24 protein-coding genes and 1 pseudogene are annotated in these 18,387 nt (G+C 26.7%); 2 read left to right on the top strand and 23 right to left on the bottom strand.

Translation table 11 applies throughout. The features are described 5' to 3' along the window. Positions 1-252: 252 nt before the first annotated feature. From HMPREF1552_RS09420 to HMPREF1552_RS09360, 12 genes are all read right to left on the bottom strand, one after another. The gene (locus HMPREF1552_RS09420) at positions 253-618 is read right to left on the bottom strand and encodes a hypothetical protein (RefSeq protein ID WP_021744946.1); all 366 of its coding nucleotides are present in this window, start codon (positions 616-618) and stop codon (positions 253-255) included. Positions 619-620: 2 nt separating this feature from the next. Beyond that, positions 621-2,135: a murein biosynthesis integral membrane protein MurJ gene (gene murJ / locus HMPREF1552_RS09415; protein WP_021744945.1), complete on the bottom strand. Its 1,515-nt coding sequence runs from the start codon at positions 2,133-2,135 to the stop codon at positions 621-623. Further along, positions 2,135-2,869, bottom strand: a complete 735-nt coding sequence (locus tag HMPREF1552_RS09410; RefSeq protein WP_021744944.1) for a ScpA family protein — start codon at positions 2,867-2,869, stop codon at positions 2,135-2,137. The genes murJ and HMPREF1552_RS09410 overlap by 1 nt, the downstream gene beginning before the upstream one ends. A 7-nt stretch (positions 2,870-2,876) precedes the next feature. Next, on the bottom strand, positions 2,877-3,878 hold the full coding sequence (locus HMPREF1552_RS09405) for a bifunctional riboflavin kinase/FAD synthetase (protein ID WP_021744943.1): 1,002 nt from the start codon (positions 3,876-3,878) through the stop codon (positions 2,877-2,879). A 195-nt stretch (positions 3,879-4,073) separates the two neighbouring features. Beyond that, complete coding sequence (locus HMPREF1552_RS09400; RefSeq protein ID WP_021744942.1) at positions 4,074-4,577, bottom strand: polymer-forming cytoskeletal protein; 504 nt, start codon at positions 4,575-4,577, stop codon at positions 4,074-4,076. Positions 4,578-4,687: 110 nt separating this feature from the next. Then, positions 4,688-5,512, bottom strand: a complete 825-nt coding sequence (locus tag HMPREF1552_RS09395; RefSeq protein ID WP_021744941.1) for a hypothetical protein — start codon at positions 5,510-5,512, stop codon at positions 4,688-4,690. 35 nt (positions 5,513-5,547) lie between these two features. Then, on the bottom strand, positions 5,548-7,065 hold the full coding sequence (locus HMPREF1552_RS09390; protein WP_021744940.1) for a bifunctional ADP-dependent NAD(P)H-hydrate dehydratase/NAD(P)H-hydrate epimerase: 1,518 nt from the start codon (positions 7,063-7,065) through the stop codon (positions 5,548-5,550). Positions 7,066-7,100: 35 nt separating this feature from the next. Then, on the bottom strand, positions 7,101-7,733 hold the full coding sequence (locus tag HMPREF1552_RS11690; RefSeq protein WP_021744939.1) for a M15 family metallopeptidase: 633 nt from the start codon (positions 7,731-7,733) through the stop codon (positions 7,101-7,103). A 339-nt stretch (positions 7,734-8,072) separates the two neighbouring features. After that, entirely contained in the window at positions 8,073-8,924 is an 852-nt protein-coding gene (gene hisJ, locus HMPREF1552_RS09380; RefSeq protein ID WP_021744938.1) for a histidinol-phosphatase HisJ, read from the bottom strand. Between the two features lie 499 nt (positions 8,925-9,423). After that, a complete protein-coding gene (hisIE, locus tag HMPREF1552_RS09370; RefSeq protein ID WP_021744935.1) occupies positions 9,424-10,077 on the bottom strand; it encodes a bifunctional phosphoribosyl-AMP cyclohydrolase/phosphoribosyl-ATP diphosphatase HisIE in 654 nt (217 codons plus the stop codon). A gap of 3 nt (positions 10,078-10,080) precedes the next feature. Next, on the bottom strand, positions 10,081-10,455 hold the full coding sequence (locus HMPREF1552_RS09365) for a DUF86 domain-containing protein (protein WP_021744934.1): 375 nt from the start codon (positions 10,453-10,455) through the stop codon (positions 10,081-10,083). Beyond that, the gene (locus tag HMPREF1552_RS09360) at positions 10,448-10,774 is read right to left on the bottom strand and encodes a nucleotidyltransferase family protein (RefSeq protein WP_021744933.1); all 327 of its coding nucleotides are present in this window, start codon (positions 10,772-10,774) and stop codon (positions 10,448-10,450) included. The genes HMPREF1552_RS09365 and HMPREF1552_RS09360 overlap by 8 nt, the downstream gene beginning before the upstream one ends. A gap of 98 nt (positions 10,775-10,872) precedes the next feature. Between HMPREF1552_RS09360 and HMPREF1552_RS09355 the strand changes: the two genes are divergently transcribed. Then, entirely contained in the window at positions 10,873-11,130 is a 258-nt protein-coding gene (locus HMPREF1552_RS09355; RefSeq protein ID WP_021744932.1) for a type II toxin-antitoxin system Phd/YefM family antitoxin, read from the top strand. Beyond that, positions 11,120-11,452 (top strand): type II toxin-antitoxin system RelE/ParE family toxin, encoded by a 333-nt coding sequence (locus HMPREF1552_RS09350; RefSeq protein WP_021744931.1) that lies wholly within the window; start codon positions 11,120-11,122, stop codon positions 11,450-11,452. Before HMPREF1552_RS09355 ends, HMPREF1552_RS09350 begins: the two co-directional genes overlap by 11 nt. 45 nt (positions 11,453-11,497) lie before the next feature. Here HMPREF1552_RS09350 and hisF read toward each other — a convergent pair whose 3' ends face one another. The 11 genes and pseudogenes from hisF to HMPREF1552_RS12945 form a co-directional block, all read right to left on the bottom strand. Beyond that, complete coding sequence (hisF, locus tag HMPREF1552_RS09345; protein WP_039901552.1) at positions 11,498-12,253, bottom strand: imidazole glycerol phosphate synthase subunit HisF; 756 nt, start codon at positions 12,251-12,253, stop codon at positions 11,498-11,500. A 69-nt stretch (positions 12,254-12,322) separates the two neighbouring features. Further along, positions 12,323-13,039 carry a 1-(5-phosphoribosyl)-5-[(5-phosphoribosylamino)methylideneamino]imidazole-4-carboxamide isomerase gene (gene hisA, locus HMPREF1552_RS09340; protein ID WP_021744929.1) on the bottom strand — a complete coding sequence of 239 codons (717 nt, stop codon included), beginning with the start codon at positions 13,037-13,039 and terminating at the stop codon, positions 12,323-12,325. A gap of 180 nt (positions 13,040-13,219) precedes the next feature. Next, positions 13,220-14,074 (bottom strand): hypothetical protein, encoded by an 855-nt coding sequence (locus tag HMPREF1552_RS09335; protein ID WP_021744928.1) that lies wholly within the window; start codon positions 14,072-14,074, stop codon positions 13,220-13,222. 85 nt (positions 14,075-14,159) lie between these two features. Then, entirely contained in the window at positions 14,160-14,789 is a 630-nt protein-coding gene (gene hisH, locus HMPREF1552_RS09330) for an imidazole glycerol phosphate synthase subunit HisH (RefSeq protein ID WP_021744927.1), read from the bottom strand. A 218-nt stretch (positions 14,790-15,007) separates the two neighbouring features. Beyond that, positions 15,008-15,847 carry a CRISPR-associated endonuclease Cas1 gene (gene cas1 / locus HMPREF1552_RS09325; protein WP_021744926.1) on the bottom strand — a complete coding sequence of 280 codons (840 nt, stop codon included), beginning with the start codon at positions 15,845-15,847 and terminating at the stop codon, positions 15,008-15,010. Positions 15,848-15,942: 95 nt separating this feature from the next. Beyond that, positions 15,943-16,293, bottom strand: a complete 351-nt coding sequence (locus tag HMPREF1552_RS12850; RefSeq protein ID WP_039901550.1) for a hypothetical protein — start codon at positions 16,291-16,293, stop codon at positions 15,943-15,945. A 59-nt stretch (positions 16,294-16,352) separates the two neighbouring features. Then, a pseudogene (locus HMPREF1552_RS12845) lies at positions 16,353-17,222 on the bottom strand (hypothetical protein). Positions 17,223-17,379: 157 nt separating this feature from the next. Continuing rightward, positions 17,380-17,544, bottom strand: a complete 165-nt coding sequence (locus HMPREF1552_RS12350) for a hypothetical protein (protein ID WP_021744922.1) — start codon at positions 17,542-17,544, stop codon at positions 17,380-17,382. Between the two features lie 51 nt (positions 17,545-17,595). Further along, positions 17,596-17,808, bottom strand: a complete 213-nt coding sequence (locus HMPREF1552_RS11685; RefSeq protein ID WP_021744921.1) for a hypothetical protein — start codon at positions 17,806-17,808, stop codon at positions 17,596-17,598. Positions 17,809-17,819: 11 nt separating this feature from the next. Continuing rightward, positions 17,820-18,113, bottom strand: a complete 294-nt coding sequence (locus HMPREF1552_RS11680; RefSeq protein WP_021744920.1) for a hypothetical protein — start codon at positions 18,111-18,113, stop codon at positions 17,820-17,822. A 126-nt stretch (positions 18,114-18,239) separates the two neighbouring features. Continuing rightward, positions 18,240-18,365 carry a hypothetical protein gene (locus tag HMPREF1552_RS12945; protein ID WP_021744919.1) on the bottom strand — a complete coding sequence of 42 codons (126 nt, stop codon included), beginning with the start codon at positions 18,363-18,365 and terminating at the stop codon, positions 18,240-18,242. Between the last annotated feature and the right edge of the window lie 22 nt (positions 18,366-18,387).

Genomic DNA, 18,387 nt, shown 5'->3' with positions numbered 1-18,387 from the left:
TTTACATAAATAGAAAATGTAAAAAAACTAAATAAGCGATTTTAAGCAATAAAAAATCATCGACAATAAAAAATGGCTAACTTAATTTTAGGCTCTTATACGCTTTCTATTACGATGATTTTTTTCTTATATTGTAATTCATATTGTAATTCATATTGTAATTCGATTTTATTATAAAATTATAAATCACTATTTTCAGTATTTATCAAAAATTTAGTTAAATAACAGTTTTGAATTTTTGAATTTATATTTTTATTTTTTATATCTGTAATGTATATTTTTTTCTTTCAAAAAGTTTATATCTTTTGCCATAAAAGCTGTTAATACAAATCTTAATTTTTTTACATTTTTATGTTGGGAAATTACTACAAAATAATTCAATTTTCCAATTTTTTTTTGATAAAAATGTTCTTTTCGGGATTTTGACTGTTTTGTTACAAAATCTGGATTTTCTAACACTTCTTTTATTATTTCCAGCGAGATTTCAGGATGTTTTGGAAAAATATGTTCTTCAAACTGATTTTTATTCATTACTACTTTTTGATGCAGTTTAGCTTTAAATTCATAAACTTCTATTCGTTTACCTGTCTTTGTATACCTAATTTTTTCCTGTATCATACTTATCCTCTATTCAAAACTCTTTTTAGCATTTTTTCAATTAAATCTTTTCTAAAAATTGAAATTAAAATAAACCAGATTAACAGATAAATTGTGGTAAACACCGTTAAATTAATAGCAATGCTGAATCTCCCCAATATATTCAATTTTATCATTTTTGAAATATAAAATGAAATTCCTGAGGTAACAAACGTGATTATAAGTATTACAAAATATTTGAAAGTCCTTAATTTTACATATCGTTTTGCAAGTGAAGTATATAAAATTAGGAAATTTACCATTGCGGCAAATGATGTTGCAAATGTAAGTCCAACATGTCGATATTGTTTGTATAGCAGCCAGTCCAAAAGAATATTAATTCCAATTCCTGTAAACGAAGAAATTACTGGCAAAGTTCTATCCTTGAATACATAATGGCTTCTTGTAAGAAGGTGTATTGTTGAGAAAAATAATAGTCCGATTGCATAAAATTGCAATGTTTCAGAAGTTATTACTACACTTTTTTCACTAAAATGCCCTCTTTTGTAAATTAATGTCACAATTTCCTGTGCATAACCAAATAATACAACTGAAGAAGGAACGATTAAGAATGCTAACATGTACAAACCTTGATGAACTACTCTTCTTACTGTCTTCATATTATTTTTTACTACAGCCTTTGATAATGTAGGAAATATCACTACTGCCAATGAAATTGCAAAAACTCCAATTGGCAATAAATATAGACGGCTTGCATAATTTAAGGCACTGGCTGTTCCTGCAGGCAACATTGTGGCAAAACGATTGTCTATAATTTCATTTATTTGATAGCCAAAAATTCCGATTAATGTTGGAATCATTAACTTAAACATTTCTATAACATATTCATCTTTTAAGTTAAATGTAAATTTATACGTTTTCATTATTTGAAAAAATTGCGGAAGCATCATAGCAAGCTGGAAAACTCCTGACAGCAAATAAGCTATTCCTAATCCATAAATTCCCATTTTATTTTTTAAAAGAAGTGTTCCGATTATAATTGTTAAGTTAAAAACAATTCCCATTGATGCAGCCACTGCAAACTTTTTATAATTATTTAATAACGATGATACTACTCCAGAAAGTGCAATAAACAAAAAATAAAAAGCAACTATTTTTAAAAGCATATTAGCTGTTTCAAAACGTTCAGGGTCTGCAAAACCTGTTGTTATTTTTAAAATTTGTCTTGAAAACAAAATCATTAATATTGACATTGTTGATGTAAATGCAACTATTAAATTTAATACTGAAAAGACAAATTCATGCGTTCTCTCTTTTCCCTGTTCTTCAATTCCACGATTATAAATTGGGATAAAAACTGTACCGAGAGAGCCTTCTCCAAATAATGTTGTAAAGAAGTTTGGGATTTTTGTGGCACTAAAATATGCATCTGTCATTCCTGTTGCACCAAATACACTTCCGATAATCATTTCACGAACAAGTCCTAAAATACGGCTTAGCATATTTATAATCATTACTATAAAACTAGATTTAAACATTAATTAATTTCCTTTCTTGAATTTTGCATTGACTTAATAAAAAAGTTTTTTTCTTCGACAATTATGTCAATTTCTCCATTTTTAAACATATCTAAAATACAAAGAAACAAAGTTACTATTCTGGATTTTGAAAATTTATTTTGTAATAATTGATTAAACTCTACTTTTTTATCATTTTTTATAATATTGGAAACCTCATTATAAGCCTCCTCTGTTGAATAACTATCTCCTTCCAAGTTCAAAATCATTCTATCTTGGGAATTATTTTTTCCTCTTAGCCTTGCATTGACCAAATTTTTTAAACTTTTAAATAAATTATCTAAATTTAGGCTTGAAATATCATATTCTATTATTTCATCTCCCATACTTTCAGTACCTGTTCTTGTATATGGAATATTATATTCATTTTCATGTTTTGAAAATAATTCTGAAATCTCCTTAAATAACTGATATTCTATTATTTTTTTCTCAAGCTTTTCAATTCTTTCAAGCTTTTCATTTCTATTTAATACTGAATAAGCTTTGATTTCAATTAGATCAGTTGCCATTATTAGGAATTCGACTTTTATTTTTAAATTTAATTCCTTTTGTGCGTGAATATAACCTAGATAATCATCTATTATTTGTGAAATATTTATTTCATTAATGTTCATTTTCTTTTTTTCAATCAGATGAATAAGCAAGTCTAGAGGACCTTCAAAATTGTCGATTTTAATTTGTATTACATTTTCCATATTTTACCTATTTTTCTTTTGGGTATTTCTTACGCCAATATGAAATTTTATTTTTCCAGTAATCTACATCATTTCCAATCTGTTTTTTTAATTCATCTATAGAATCAAATTTTTTCTCACTTCTAATATTTTCTAAAACTTCAATCAAAATTATTTTTCCATAAATATCTTCTGAAAAATCAAAAATATTTGCTTCTACACTTAATACACCAATATCTACTGTCGGATTCTTACCAATATTCATTACTCCATTATAAATTTTTTCATCATCTTCAATATGAACTTTTACTCCATAAACTCCAAATTCTGGATAGATTTTGTTCTCAAATCGTAAATTTGCTGTAGGAAAGCCTAGTACACGTCCTAACTGTTTACCATAAACAACTTCTCCAAGAATAATAAAATTATGCCCAAGAAGTTCTCTAACTTTTTCAAAATTTCCTTCTTTAATATAATTCCTAACCCTTGTACTGCTTATTATTTCTTTATTCTTATCTCGTACAGGTTCTTGAACATTAAGCTTTATATTTTTATCTTTTAAAAGTTTTTCAAGTGTACTAACATCTCCAGATTTTGCTTTTCCGAAAGTAAAGTTAAACCCACAATAAACTTCTTTAGCATTTAAAGTATCCACAAGTACTTTTTCTACAAACTCTTTAGGCGTATAATTCCTAACTTTTTCAAATTGCTCCAGATAAAGATAGTCAATTCCATTTTCATTCAATAAATATGCTTTTTCAGAACAAGTTGTTATTTTAGTTTGCTGATTTTTGGGATATTCATTAAATGTATAAACAATTGTTTTTAAATTCTCTTCTTTAGCTTTACTTACAGATTTTTTTAAAATTATCTGATGTCCCTTGTGGACACCATCAAAATTTCCTAAAATCACAATATTTTTATTTTGTTTTATTTCTTTAAGATTTTTATTATAATCAGGAAGTTCTATATCATTATGATATTCGATAATATCCTTTATTTCTGCTAAATTTTCTACAATGAATTTCATTAAAGTTCATTCCCTTTTTTATTTAATTTATCTCTGCTTATTAGATTTTATCACAATTTTATTTTAATGTATAGTATAAATAGAAAAATTGTTCAAATCGAAAGTTAGATAATAAAAAAATGTATAAAAATAGTCATAAACTCGTATATTAGCTTAGAGCTCATGACTATGTTAATTTATTTTCCAAATTTTAGATTATGATTCTTTTTTGTTCTCATTTATCGAATTTTCATTTGGTTTTAAATCAATTTTATTTTCTGATTTTTTAGGTTGTTCTTCTTTTATAAGAGCAATTTTCATTTTCTTTCTTCCTTCAAATACACCACCTTCTTGAATTACAAATACAGCTGAAGTTATTGTAGCGTAAGCTTTACCTGTGCTTCCTATTTCCACTTTATCTGCCAGTATTTCTCCAGAAACTTCACCGTCAACTACTACAGTTTCGGCTGTAACATTTCCTTTTACTTGTCCTGTTTTTCCAATGTGAACAAGTTTATTTCCTTTAATATCTCCATTTAGGACACCATCCATTTTAAAAACAGAATTTGATTCGATAGTTCCTGTTATTGTTGTTTCCATCGAAATTGTACTGACACCGTTAACATTTTCCTCATTATTTGCAGAAAATTGACTGTTTAATCTATCTGTGTTTTCTCTTTTGTCTCTTGATTTTTTATCATTACTAGAAAATAATGCCATCCTTCATTCCTTTCTTAAAAAATATTAATTTTTTTATTATAAAATTATAAATAAATTACTTATATTGTTATTGTACTACATTTTCTTTGTTTTTTCAAATATTTTTTTAATTATTTTATACTAACGAAATATCGACCGTAATTGCTTAAATCAAAATTTTCAATATTATCCATAAATTCATCAAAACTATTTGCAATTTTTACCAATTCAAATGAAAAAAGTTTTGTATCATCTGAAAAATAGACTCCTTTATCAACTTTATTAAGAAAAAATAAATTTGAAAACGATCCGTTATCATTAAAATCATCCGAATATAAGTCGTTTAAAATACAAACATAATTTTGTAAAAATTGTTCTTCGTGCTGAATGTTCAATAAATTTTCTAGTTTAACGAGAATAAACAGCAATGCTTTTTCATAATATAATCTTTTGGATTTAGTTTTTGATTTTTCTATTCTATTCCAAAATTTTCCAGCATATTCTTTTATAATTTCACGATATTCTTCAACTTTTTCCAAAGGGAATGTTTTTAAAATTTCATTAATTTCCATTTTTAATTCATTCATAAAATTTAAAACTTTTTTATTATCTTTGGGAATTTTTTCTTGAACTATTTCCCAATAAATTTCCTCAAATATATTCCAAAATTTTTTTAATTTTTCAGTTTTTTGGGAATTAATTAGTTCGGCAATGCTATATAAACTATGTCTTACTCGATCAATAAAATCACATTCTTCATAACAAATCATATCATCAGAAAAATCCAAATTAAAAAATGAAATTCTAACTTCATCCTTAAAATAAATAACTTCGTATTCTCTCAACATCTTTTCATATTTAGTCGGAAAAATTTCAAAAAATTTATCATTAAAGCAATTGCTTTCATATTCTCGTTTTATACTTTCATCATAATCAATAATATCATTTTTAATCATAGCTAACTCCCTAAAAAATTCAAATATCCTCTAGCTTAAATTCTAAAAATCTTATTCATATACTCAGAAATATTATCAATCACATCTGTTGCATTCACAGCATACTGCCTTCTTACCAATTCATCTGCAATTTTACCATGCAAATACGCTCCAATACTAGCAGATTTCATTAAATCGTATTTTTGTCCAGCAAGTGAACATATTATTCCTGTTAGGCAATCCCCCATTCCACCATTTGCCATATGAGAATTTCCTGTGCTGTTTACAAAAAGTCTTTCTCCATCCGTAATAATTGTATTTTTACCTTTTAACAAAAGAGTTACTTCATATTTTTTTGCAAAGTTCTTTGTTATTTCAAATTTATTTTTATTAATTACTTCTGGCGAAAATCCTGTCAGTCGTGAAAATTCAACTAAATGTGGTGTCAAAATGCTTCTATTTCTTATTTTTTCAAAAAGTTCCCTGTTTTCTGACAGCAAATTTAAAGCGTCTGCATCTAATATCAGTTTTATTGTATTCCCTTTATTGTTTTTATTAATACTGATCAATTTTTCAAAAATTAAAAATGCTTGCTCCCTTTTTCCAATTCCTGGCCCAATTGCAATTACATCGCTGTTTAAGATTTCATTTTCTAATTTTTTGAGATTTTCATTTATATTATCAAAATTAATTGGAAAACTCATAGCTTCTGGCACAGATACATTTAATGAAAAGTTATTTTTATCAGTAATTACAGTAGTTAGTCCTGCTCCTGTTCTCACACACGATTTTGCAACTATATTTCCTGCACCATAAAATCCACTGCTTCCAGCAAAAATCAATACTTTTCCAAAATCTCCCTTATGGGAATCTTCATTTCTTTTTATACGAAAACTTTTTATCATGTCAGGTGTTAAATAATACTCTTTGACTAAATGATTGATACTAGTTTCGTTCAATCCAATATTTTCAATAATGATTTTTCCTAAAAAATCTTTTATTTTTGAATTTAAAAATCCTTTTTTGTAAGTGACAAATGAAATTGTAATATCTGCTTTGACTGAAATTCCCATAATTTCACCAGTATCCCCATTAATTCCAGAGGGAATATCAATTGAATAAACTTTTTTATTATTACTTAATGTATTGATTTTTTCGATAATTTCTTGATAAATTCCTTTTATTTCTGAATTTAATCCTGTTCCAAAAATTCCTTCAATAACAACATTACATTCAAAAAACAACTTATCCAATTCTTCTATTTTATAAAATATCTCAATCCCCATATTCTTGCAAATTTCATAATTTATCATGCAATCATTACTCATATTTTCATTGCTAATACAAAAAATTTTCACATTTTTTCCCTTTGAAAATAACTGACGTGCAATTGCATAACCATCTCCGCCATTATTGCCTTTGCCACAAATAATAAGAAAATTATCTTCATTTTCTTCAATATGTTTTGCAAATGAAATTGCAGCATTTTCCATAAGTACAATACTTGGAATTTTCAAATTATTTATAGCAAATTTATCAATCTTTCTTGTAGTTTCATTTCCACCAAGCAACATTTTTCTCGCCTCTTTTTATTCTATATTTATTTAAACTACATTTCTGCAAAGCCAAAATGCATATAATCTCGTGTTCGAAAGTTTGCTCCCCAGATCCATCCTCTTTTTGTAAATGCTCTTACAACATCGCCATCAGGTTTTATAGAATATGGGTTGCTATTTGGTTGCCAGCTTTTTCCGACAATAGCTCTTCCACTTCGGCTAACTTGAGGATTTTCTTCAGGATTTAAGTCAATTGCACGTCCTGTGCTGTGAAGGCTTTTAAAACTTCCACGCCATGAATACCCGATTAATCTTTTTATCGGAAATTTCTCTTTTCCTTTATGTATTTCATGAAAAATTTCTTTTACATCATTAGCAAGTATATCCAAAATTTGAAATCTTTCTGTATCAGACACCTTTTTCCCGTCTTTTAATCTCCAGACAGGAACTTCCACCCAAACTAGTCTTGATTCAGCTTCTGCTCTTGTAGAAACCTCTTTTATTCTATCCTTGACTTTTTGCTTTAATTCGAAATCTGGATCAGGATTCTCAACCTTTCGTTTAGATCTAAAAGAATATAGATTTTCATAAATATTATTTGCTGTACTTATTGCTGTTGCAGAAAGTATTAATGCAGTCAGTAATGCAAATCGCCTTATTCCGTTTTTAAAATTTATCTTATCCATATAATATACCATTCCTTTATTTTTAATTTGATAATAAACTTATAAACTTTTTTAATCATAAATTTTTTGTTAAATAATAGTAGTATTCCAAAGTAAAAGTTTTTTTTAATTTTCCTGATGCTGTTTCAATATTTTGGAGAATCTTCAACCTTAGAAAATATAATAGTATAGTTATTTAAAAAGTTGTTATTTCCCTTCTGAAAGGCACTTAAAGTCTTTTTTTTAAAAGAAATCTAACTAAATTAAGTTTTATATTTACTAAATGAAGATTTATAACTTATCAAAAGTGTACATAAATTTTCTGTTTAATAGCAGTTATATTTAATATTATTCTTTTCATTAAATCTTGAAATCTTTAAACTCTCCACCATCCAAAATCTTCACACTTTTAAAGCCAATTTTTCTAGCGATTTCAAGACTTTCTTCAAAATAAAAATCAATATTTTTAGTTTCATGTGCATCAGAAGAAATTGTAATTGGAATATTTTTAGCTAATATTCTTTCCAGTATTGAAATGCTTGGATAAGGAGTTTGTGTCCATCCTCTTGACATCCCGCCAGTATTAATTTCAATAATCGCATCAGTTTTTGCTATTTCATCCAGTACATATTCTACTTTCTTTTTGTACCAGTCAGCATTTTCATCAAAATATTTCAAATCTTTGTTAAATTTTCTAACTAAATCTAAATGTCCAATAATATCAGGCTTTTGAGTATGTACCATTTCCACAATATTATCAAAATATGCTTCAATGAATACTCTTTCGTCTTCATTTGCATAATTTTTTATTCCATATTCCAAAATTTCAGGTGTATTATCAACACAGTAATACTCGTCTTTTTCCTTATCTTTCACATAATGAACAGATCCAATCCTAAAATCAAGTCCCATTTCCTTATCAGTTTCCTTGTTATACCCAGTATAAAAATCAGCTTCGATTCCAATATAAACCTGCATTTTATTTTTGTATTTTTCTTTTAGTTCTTTTAATTCTTTCAAATATTCCTGCGTCCCTTGTTCTGTCATGCACGGTTCTGTATCAAATGCTGTAAAAGAATGCCCCGAAAGTCCAACACTTGTAAATCCTTTCTCTATTGCAGTTAAAATATAATCTTCAGCATTGTTTTTTCCATCGCAGTAAAATGTGTGGGCGTGAAGATTTGATGGGAAAATTGTTTTTTTAGTTTGCATATTTATCAGCTCCTTATATTGTGATATTCTGTATTAAGTGACTTAATTATCACTTAAATAAAGTCCATCTATTAATTCATCAAAACTATACGCAATTGTAAAACATCTTGAAACTCTGCTCTTGTATGAGTATCAAATACTAAACGAATTTTTTTATCGTAATTTTGAAAGTGTTAGCATATTTTCATATCCGTCTATATCATTTAATACAAATTTGAAAGCTGAATGCCACTGATACTGATATTTATCGGAAAAATTTAATTTTTCAATTAAAGAAAATATCACCTCTCCAATTTTTACAACATGTTACAAATTTAAAATATAAAATATCATATTCTTCAAAAAGAAAACGATATTTCACTATTTGACATTCTTTAAAAAATTCATCATTAAAAATTAAACTTTTTTCAGTTTTTTTTACACTTTTGTCAAAATCTATGATTTCTTTTAAATGATTTTTATTCTTCATATTAAATATTCTTTTTAAAAAGGTATTTTTTTACTTTTCACCACCCATTTTTTCCTGCTTAACTTTATGGTCAATAATATGTCTTTTAGCTAATTCTTCTTTTATATCCTGTATTGTAAGCCCCTGTTCAATCATTAATACTAAAGTATGGTAATATAAATCTGCAATTTCATATTTTAACTCATCATTATCATTATTTTTAGCGCCAATAATAACTTCTGTACATTCTTCTCCTACTTTTTTTAAAATTTTATCAAGTCCTTTTTCAAAGAGATAACTTGTATATGATTTTTCTTCAGGATTGACCTTTCTATCTTTTATTAAATTATAAAGTTTCTCAGGACTAAAATTACTGTAATTTTCTGCTTCAAATAAAGAATTGAAAAAACAGCTTTCAGAGCCGGTATGGCAAGCAGGGCCTTCCTTTTTTACTTCCACAAGCAAAGAATCGGAATCACAATCATATTTTACCGAAACAACATTCTGATAATTTCCCGAAGTTTCTCCTTTTAACCATAATTCCTGTCTACTTCTGCTATAAAAACAAGTTTTTTTATCTCTTAAAGTTATTTCTAGACTTTCTTTATTCATATACGCAAGAGTTAGCACTTCTTTTGTATAATAATCTTGTATTATTGCAGGAACAAGCCCTTTTTCGTCAAATTTTATTTGTTCTATATTCATTTTTTACCTCTTTTCTAATTTTTCTCTTAATATGTAAATATACTTTAACAAATCTTCCATTTCAAAAACAGAAACTTCATAAAACATTTCTAAACTTGTTCCCCAATATTCATGAATAAGTCTGTTTCTCATTCCTTTTATATTTTCCCAATAAGAATAATTTGAAAAAGTCTCTATTAAAATATTTTTATCTAATTTTTGAATCTGTGAAATAGCTTCACCTATTTTTTCTAACTGTCTTTCTATATAACCAATTGTCTTCCTATCATTAATAAACTCTTCAAATGAAATTTCCGAAGTTTCTTCTTGTATTATATCAATACATTCTTCAATATCATAAGTAAATTGTAATATATTTCTTCTTCCTTTTTTACACATAGATTACACTCCGCAAAATTTCTTCCTTTATATCATCTTTGTATTTCTGAACTTTCGGATTTTTAAATTTATATTCAAACATACTTTCATCAACTAAATCTACTTTTTTTTGAAAAATTTCTTCTAGTTTTTTATGTAAACTACAAAAATTCTGATACATCCCTTTCTTAAATTCCATTTTTACAAGAATATCAATATCACTATCATTTGTATTAATATTTTTTGAAAAACTTCCAAAAAGACCTAATTTTAAAATCGAATATTTCTCTTTATTAATCTCTTTTAGTTTTTTTAAAATCTCTTCTTTTTTTATATTCATCTTTTTGTCCTTTCTAAAAATTTAAGATTTAGTTTTATTGTAACATAATTTATGGTATAATATAGATATAAATAATACATAAAGGAGTGTGTTTACTTATGAAAATTATACCAATTCGTGATTTAAAAAATACAGTCGAAATTGAAAAATACTGTTCCGAAGAACAAGGACCTGTATTTATAACTAAAAATGGTTATGGACGCCTAGTTGTAATGGATATTGAATATTATGAACGAACTATGCGTGAAATTGAAGAAGCAAAACTTCTGCTTGATGGAATAAAAGATATTCAAAACAATGATATTTCAGATGGTGAAAATACTATTAATGAATTAAGAGGTAAATATGGAATCTAAATATTCTTATCAATTTACTAAAAGTGCTAAAAATGATTTAGAGCAGATTCTTCATTATATCAAAGTAGAATTAAATAATCTAACAGCTGCGACCTCTTTTATAAATAAATTTCAAGAATCCGTTACTAACATTCAGTTATTTCCAAAGAGTTGTCCAAAAGTTATGAATAAATTTTTACCAGAGTACATTATTATTAGAAAAAAGCTGATTAACAACTATATTTTATATTATTCTGTAAATGATAATTTAAAAAGTATAATTATTTTACGTATTATTTTTAGCCACAGAGATACTGACAATATTTTAAAAAATGAAAACTAACGAGAGATTTTTTAGTTTCTCTTTTTATTATTTTAACTACAATTATCAAATTCTCATTTCCACTCCATTATCCCTCAGATACCTTTTCAGCTCCATAATTTCCACTTCTTTAAAATGAAAAATCGAAGCTGCCAGCCCTGCATCAATTCCTGGTATTTTAAATAATTCCTTAAAATGTTCCATATTTCCAGCTCCACCTGACGCAATTATTGGAATTGACAATTTTTCAGCCAAAATTGATAATAATTCCAAATCAAAGCCAGTTTTAAGGCCATCCGTATCGATACTGTTCACAACAACTTCTCCAGCTCCATTTTCCTGTCCCTGCACAAACCATTTAATCGCATCAATTCCAGTATTTTCTCTGCCGCCTTTTGCAAAAACTTTAAATTTGCCGTCTACTCTTTTTACATCGACAGACAAAACTACACACTGATCTCCATATTTTTTTGCAGCTTCTTCAATTAATTTTGGATTTTTTATCGCACCTGAATTGACACTTACTTTATCTGCTCCCGCTTTTAACACTCTGTCAAAATCATCTAGTGTATTTATCCCACCACCAACAGTAAGCGGAATAAATATCTGACTTGCCACTTCCTTTAAAATATCAGTAAAAAGCCCTCTTTCCTCAACAGTTGCTGTAATATCATAAAAAACAAGTTCATCAGCACCAGATTTATTATAAAACTTTGCTAACTCAACGGGATTGTCAACTTCTTTTATCCCAGTAAAATTAACGCCTTTTACCACTTTCCCATTTCTCACGTCCAAACAGGGAACAATTCTTTTTGCAAGCATTTTTACACCCACTTTCTTTTAATATGCAATATTTACATTTTCAATTTCATTTAAACAATTTTTAAAATATTATTTGCTAACTTCCAATACTTCTTTTAAGTCAAGATTTCCAGAATAAATTGCCTTTCCAACAATAGCTCCGTAAACCCCATTTTCATTAAGTTCCTTTATTTCATCTAAAAATGTAATTCCACCAGAAGCTATAATATCTGATTTTACTATTTTGGACAATTTTTTATAAATTTCAAGATTTGTACCATTTAACATTCCATCTTTTGAAATGTCGGTATAAATTATTGTTTTTACTCCAATGTCCGATAACTTTTTGCAAAACTCAACTGAATTTAATTCAACTGTTTCTGTCCATCCCTTTACAGCGACTTTTTCATTTTTCGCATCCACAGAAACTGCAATTTTATCTCCATATTTTTTTACCATTTCTCTTAAAAATCCTTCATTTTCAACAGCAATTGTTCCCAAAATAACCCTATTTACACCAATTTCAATATATTTTTTTATTCTCTCTTCATCACGGATTCCACCGCCAACTTGAACAAAAAAATCACTTTTTTCAACCAGTTCCTTTATAACTTCATAATTTTTAGTATTTCCATCTTTTGCTCCGTCCAAATCTACAATATGAAGATTTTTTGAATTATTTTTATTAAAAAAATCCAAAACTTCAACAGGATTTTTAAAAAACACTTCCACTTGATTATAATCTCCCTGTTTCAGTCGCACTACCTGACCGTTATGTAAGTCTATCGCTGGAAAAATCTCTATCATAGTTTAATCTCCTTCAAATATTATATACTTTTTTATTTTACAACTCTATTTTTTTATATACTGCAAAATTTTTCAAAAAAGTTAGGTCATTCCAAAACACAAAAGAAAAATCATCATATTTGGAATATATGCTCCAACAACCATACTCAAAATCTAACTTTGATAAAAAATCTCAAAATATTAATCAAACATTCTTATTTTATCCAGATTTTTTTGAAATATTTTCTTATTATTGTAAAAATCAGTTTTATTCTCCTTTGCCAGCTCTGATTTTATATACCAGTTTTGATACCTGTTGTAATACAATATTTCTTCACTTGGCTTATTTTTCCCTTCAAAATTTTTATAATAAAAATCAATTGCATCCTGCGTACGATTCTCATTTAAATAAAAACTTATCGCAAACCATCCCATCGTCAATTTGTATGCCCACGCCTGCTCATCAGAAATACGTGATTCTTCCGTTTTTATTTTATCATCACACATCTTCATAATAGAATTTAAACTTGCAAGAGCCGCTTTTTCATCGTTTTTCATAACATTCCAGATTGCATCTCTTCCTATCGTATATGTTACAGCAATTCTAGTGATTAAATAATCAGGGTATTCCCTTTTAAGTTTTTCATAATTTTTATCAAACGCTGCTGTATCTCCTTTGTTAGAATAATACATATTTGAAAAAAATAATTTTGACACTTCATAAGGATTGTATTTTTCATACCGCTTAAAATTATTTAATTTTTCAGCATCACTTTTTCCAAGTACATTATAAATATTTATCAAATTTTCTGATAATACAAAATTCTTCTCATTCTTTTTCAGCAATTCTTCAATTTTTAATACCAATTTTTTTACTTTTTCCCTATCAGGTTCACTCACCACATTAGGTATTTCTTTATCCAGTTCTATTGTTTTTAATATTATTTCCTGAGAAACTCCTAATTTTGACAAATCCTGCTTTATCATTTCGCTTCGACTTTTAGCATTCATATTAACTGCTGCAAAAATACTCATCAATAATATTATCTTCTTCATAAATACCTCTTTCTCAATTAAAAAATAAATTATCAAAACCAACCTAAAAATGAATAAATTAAGTAAAATAATTACAATTTTACTTTTATTTTACTAATTCACCCCAGTTTTTCAATAACTTCAATCCAGTATCTCCAGATTTTTCAGGATGAAACTGCATTCCATATACATTTTTATTTTTTACAATTCCAGGAATTTTTGTTACATATTCTGAATATGCGATAATATTCTTCATATCTGTTTTTGCAAAATACGAATGAACATAATAAACATATTCATTATTGTCTACATCTTTTAAAATTTTATCATCTTTAAATCCATCATTTATGGCTAAACTATTCCATCCCATATGAGGTATTTTCAAATCAGAGTTTTCTGGAATATATTTTTTTATCTCCTCAACAGTTCCATTTATAAGCCCAAGCCCTTCATATTCACCATATTCATAACTTTTTTCAAAAAGCATCTGCATACCAAGACAAATTCCCAAAAACGGCTTCCCTTTTTTCGCTTCACTTATCAAAGTCTCTTTTAGCCCATATTTTTCCAAATTCCCAATAGCATCTCTAAAAGCCCCGACTCCTGGCAATATTATCCCCTTAGCATTTTTTATCTCTTCAATATCATTAGTCAGCTTCGTATCCAGTCCGACATAGTTTAAAGAAGAAAGCAAGGAAAAAAGATTTCCTACTCCATAATCAATCACTGCTATCATAAGTAAAAAAATCCTTTCTATTTTATTGTTTGTTCATTTGTTATTTTTAATAATTTATTTAAATACATTATACAATGTTATTTCAGAAAAGACAATAAATTTTCGTTTTGCAATAAGGAATAAATATAAACAAAAAAATGTCTATAAAAGACATTTTATATTTTAAAATTTTATTTGTTTCTCCTTTCGGAGTTTTATCCTTTTTTATCTTCTCTCAATTAAACCCTTATTTTATGATATGTTATTTGGCTATTTTCTTGATTATACTCAAAATTTCCTTTTTTTATTTTGTTATTGTTTAAAAGAGCAATTGCCAAAGAGTCAATCAACATCGGTCTCCATTCTTCCATTAAGTCTGAGCATAATACAGGATGCTTAGATTTATCAGAATGAAGAAATGCGGTATAAGGGTGTAATCCTTTGGATTCAACAATTGTAAATATTTCATAATGGAGCAGTGTGTATCCAAAACTAAAAACAGAATTGAATGAATCTTTTGGCGGTCTTCTAGTTCTTTTAGAAAATGAATATTCTTTATCAATTATGTTACTAATTCCTTGATAGTACAATTTTGCTAAATATCCTTCCATTCCCATTAGTTCTTCAATAGATTTAGATTTTTCTATATTCTTTGAATAAACTGACATTTTTAGTATAATATCTGTAATTTCTGGACTTTTTAGTAATTTATTTGCTCTCATAAGTATAGTTCTTTGGTTTGCTGCCTTTCCTTTAATAAATTGTTTACTTATTTCTAAAGAAAAAATTTTATCATCACTTTTTCTAAATTGCAATCTCTGCCTTTCTATATTTACATGTCCCGTTGATTCCAATCTTCCAAAATAAGAACCTTTTTTAGACAAAAAAGTTAGATTCACTCCCCTCGTCAGCATTTGTTGAACACATTTTGTACTAACTTGAATCGTACCAAAAATCACAATATTATCTATATTTTCAATTGGTATCGACTTAAAATTATTTTCTGAATAATTAATAATTAATCTGTTTTCTTTATATTTTAACATTACTCCTTGTTCATAAACATATACATTACTCACTTTAACCTATCTCATGTTCTTTGAAAAATACTTTAGCCAAATAGAAAATTTGCAATTTAAATTTTTATAAATATTCTACTTTTTTTTAATATAATTTATTTTTCTGTTTCCAAAATTTCATTTGCTATTTTATTTATTTCATCATAAACACATATTATATTCTCTTTATATCCAAAATCTGTGTAATATTTTTTGAAAAAATCAGTTATTTTTCTATTCACAGTATCTATCCCAACTTTTGCTTCACTGTTAAAATCATCTCTATTAATAGTTTTTAATGAATGAGCAATCATATTTCTGACTTCTTTTATTTTATGCAAAGTTTTACTTAAATCAGAAAAATACGCTAAGTCCATTTTTTCCAGTATTCCAAACTCATTTTTTTCAATAAAATATTTAATTGTAGCAATTAACACATTATCTGATACAAACGTTGAATTTTTCAAGTCCACAATTCCTAATTCATATTCAATTTTTTCTTTTAATTCATCGTATTTTTTTATTTTTAAAATGTCTGTTTTATAACTGAATTCTTCCTCTTTTCTTTTTTCTGAAAATAAATCCGATAATTTTTCCCAAAAATATCTCTTAAAATTGACAAATAAATATTTACAATCAAAGGTTCTAACATTATCGTATACCCTGCTATATCACCAGATTTTTGCTTAATATTACCAAGTGCAAAATAATCTACAATTTTGTACCATTCTTTTACTTTATTTTCATTTGTTTCATTTCTACTGTAATAATAGAATTTATCAAATTTTTTATCATTCAAACTTTTTAATTTCCCATTTGATTTCAAACCTTTTAAGTGTCGTCTATCATTTGCAAAATTAAGAAGTCCGTTTAATTTACTATTTTCTTGAAAAATATCCCTTTTTAATAACTCTAGACATGTCGGATATTCATATTTTTTTAATAATTATTTTATCTGATTTTTTGCTAAAAGTCTTGAATATTGTCTTAAATCAGGAAATAATATTCTATTTGTTCTAAATTCCTCTATATTATCAAAATTATTTTCTTTCTCATCGTTCACTTTATAACTATCATTTACGACTTTTGATGTATTTCCTTTTCCTTCAGGAGTAGCCACTTGTATCGGAATAATATTTATATTTATAGCATCAACTGTGTACATCACTAAATTGCTAATCATTTGGGCAGTTCCCGATGTTACATTTACCAAAACTTCCGCATTTGGATGTTCTAATTTTATTCTATTAAATGTTTCATTTATTTTATTAAAATATATATCAAACAAATGTGCATTACCAATATCAGTCTTAATATATTCAAATATTGGGTTATAATCTTTCAAACTTTCCTTTATCGCTTTTTCATAAATTTTATTCTCATTTCTTTTTTGCATTTTAGAAGTTAAAACTAAATATATTTTTTCAGGCCTATAATAATGTCAAATATGAAGTATAGGCCCATCATAATTACCTCTAATTTCCTGCAAATGTTAAAAGTACTCTTTCTTTATTTTTTATTTTTTTAATTTCATCTTTTTGTGGCAAATATGACTACAACAGTAAATATTTATCACTTTCCTTATATAAAGATTCATTTATAAATCTATCATCCTCTGACTCAATTATATCAAAATATTCTCCATCAAATATCATAGCATCGTCTGTGATACTAAATTGTCCATATCCAGCACTTTTTTTCCCACCTATTCCTGTCAACGACAAACTTTCCAATACATTTTCAAATTTTTCTTGCCATTTCTCTGGTAATTACACAATAAAATAAAGTCCTGAATCTTTATTAAATCTAAAAACTTCAACATTATAAAGTTCTGTATCTTCTCCAATTCTTGAAATCTTATTTTTAGTATGTAATTCCTTTTCTCCAAAATCGTCATCTATTTCAGGAAAATTTTTTCTTGTTTCCAGAAACTCAAAATATTCATTTAATCTATTTGCAGGAATATAACTTAACTTTTTCACCTTTTTTCTATCTACAACTTGCTCATTTTTTTTCTTTCAATATCATTCACAAATGGCTTTGGAACATAAAAAACCGTTTCCGTCTTCATTTCTTTAAAAGGCAACAAATCTGATACTTTAAATTCATCATTTTCTGTTAATTGAAATAATTCTCTATCATTTTCGCCAAATATTCTAATATATTCAGCATAAAAAGCAGAATAAAAAACATCTGAACTTACAGTTGTGTCTGTCAATTCTAAAGAATTGTTCGCACCAACATGAATTCCGTTTGGAAATTTTAATTTATATATTAAATAAGTCATTATTCTCTCCTACTTTCCAAATATTTCACTATATTTTCAATTTCTGATTTCAAATATTCTATATCATCTTCATTTTCTTTTAAGTATCTCATTTTCCCTTTTAATGAAGATCCTGGTATTATTGGTTTATTCGTTAATTACAATGTTATCTACCGCTCCTATCGCCGAAAAATCTCCAGATGTTCCTCTATGAAGTCCTGTTAAAACTTTTATTTTCCCTGTTATAATAAATTTTCCTTTTAATGTATTCATAACTATTTTTCACTCCTATTTT

Origin of the sequence: Leptotrichia sp. oral taxon 879 str. F0557, from assembly GCF_000469385.1 — a bacterium.
In the GTDB taxonomy this organism is placed as follows: Bacteria; Fusobacteriota; Fusobacteriia; order Fusobacteriales; family Leptotrichiaceae; genus Leptotrichia; species Leptotrichia mesophila.
This window is presented reverse-complemented; position numbering and strand designations above follow the sequence as displayed.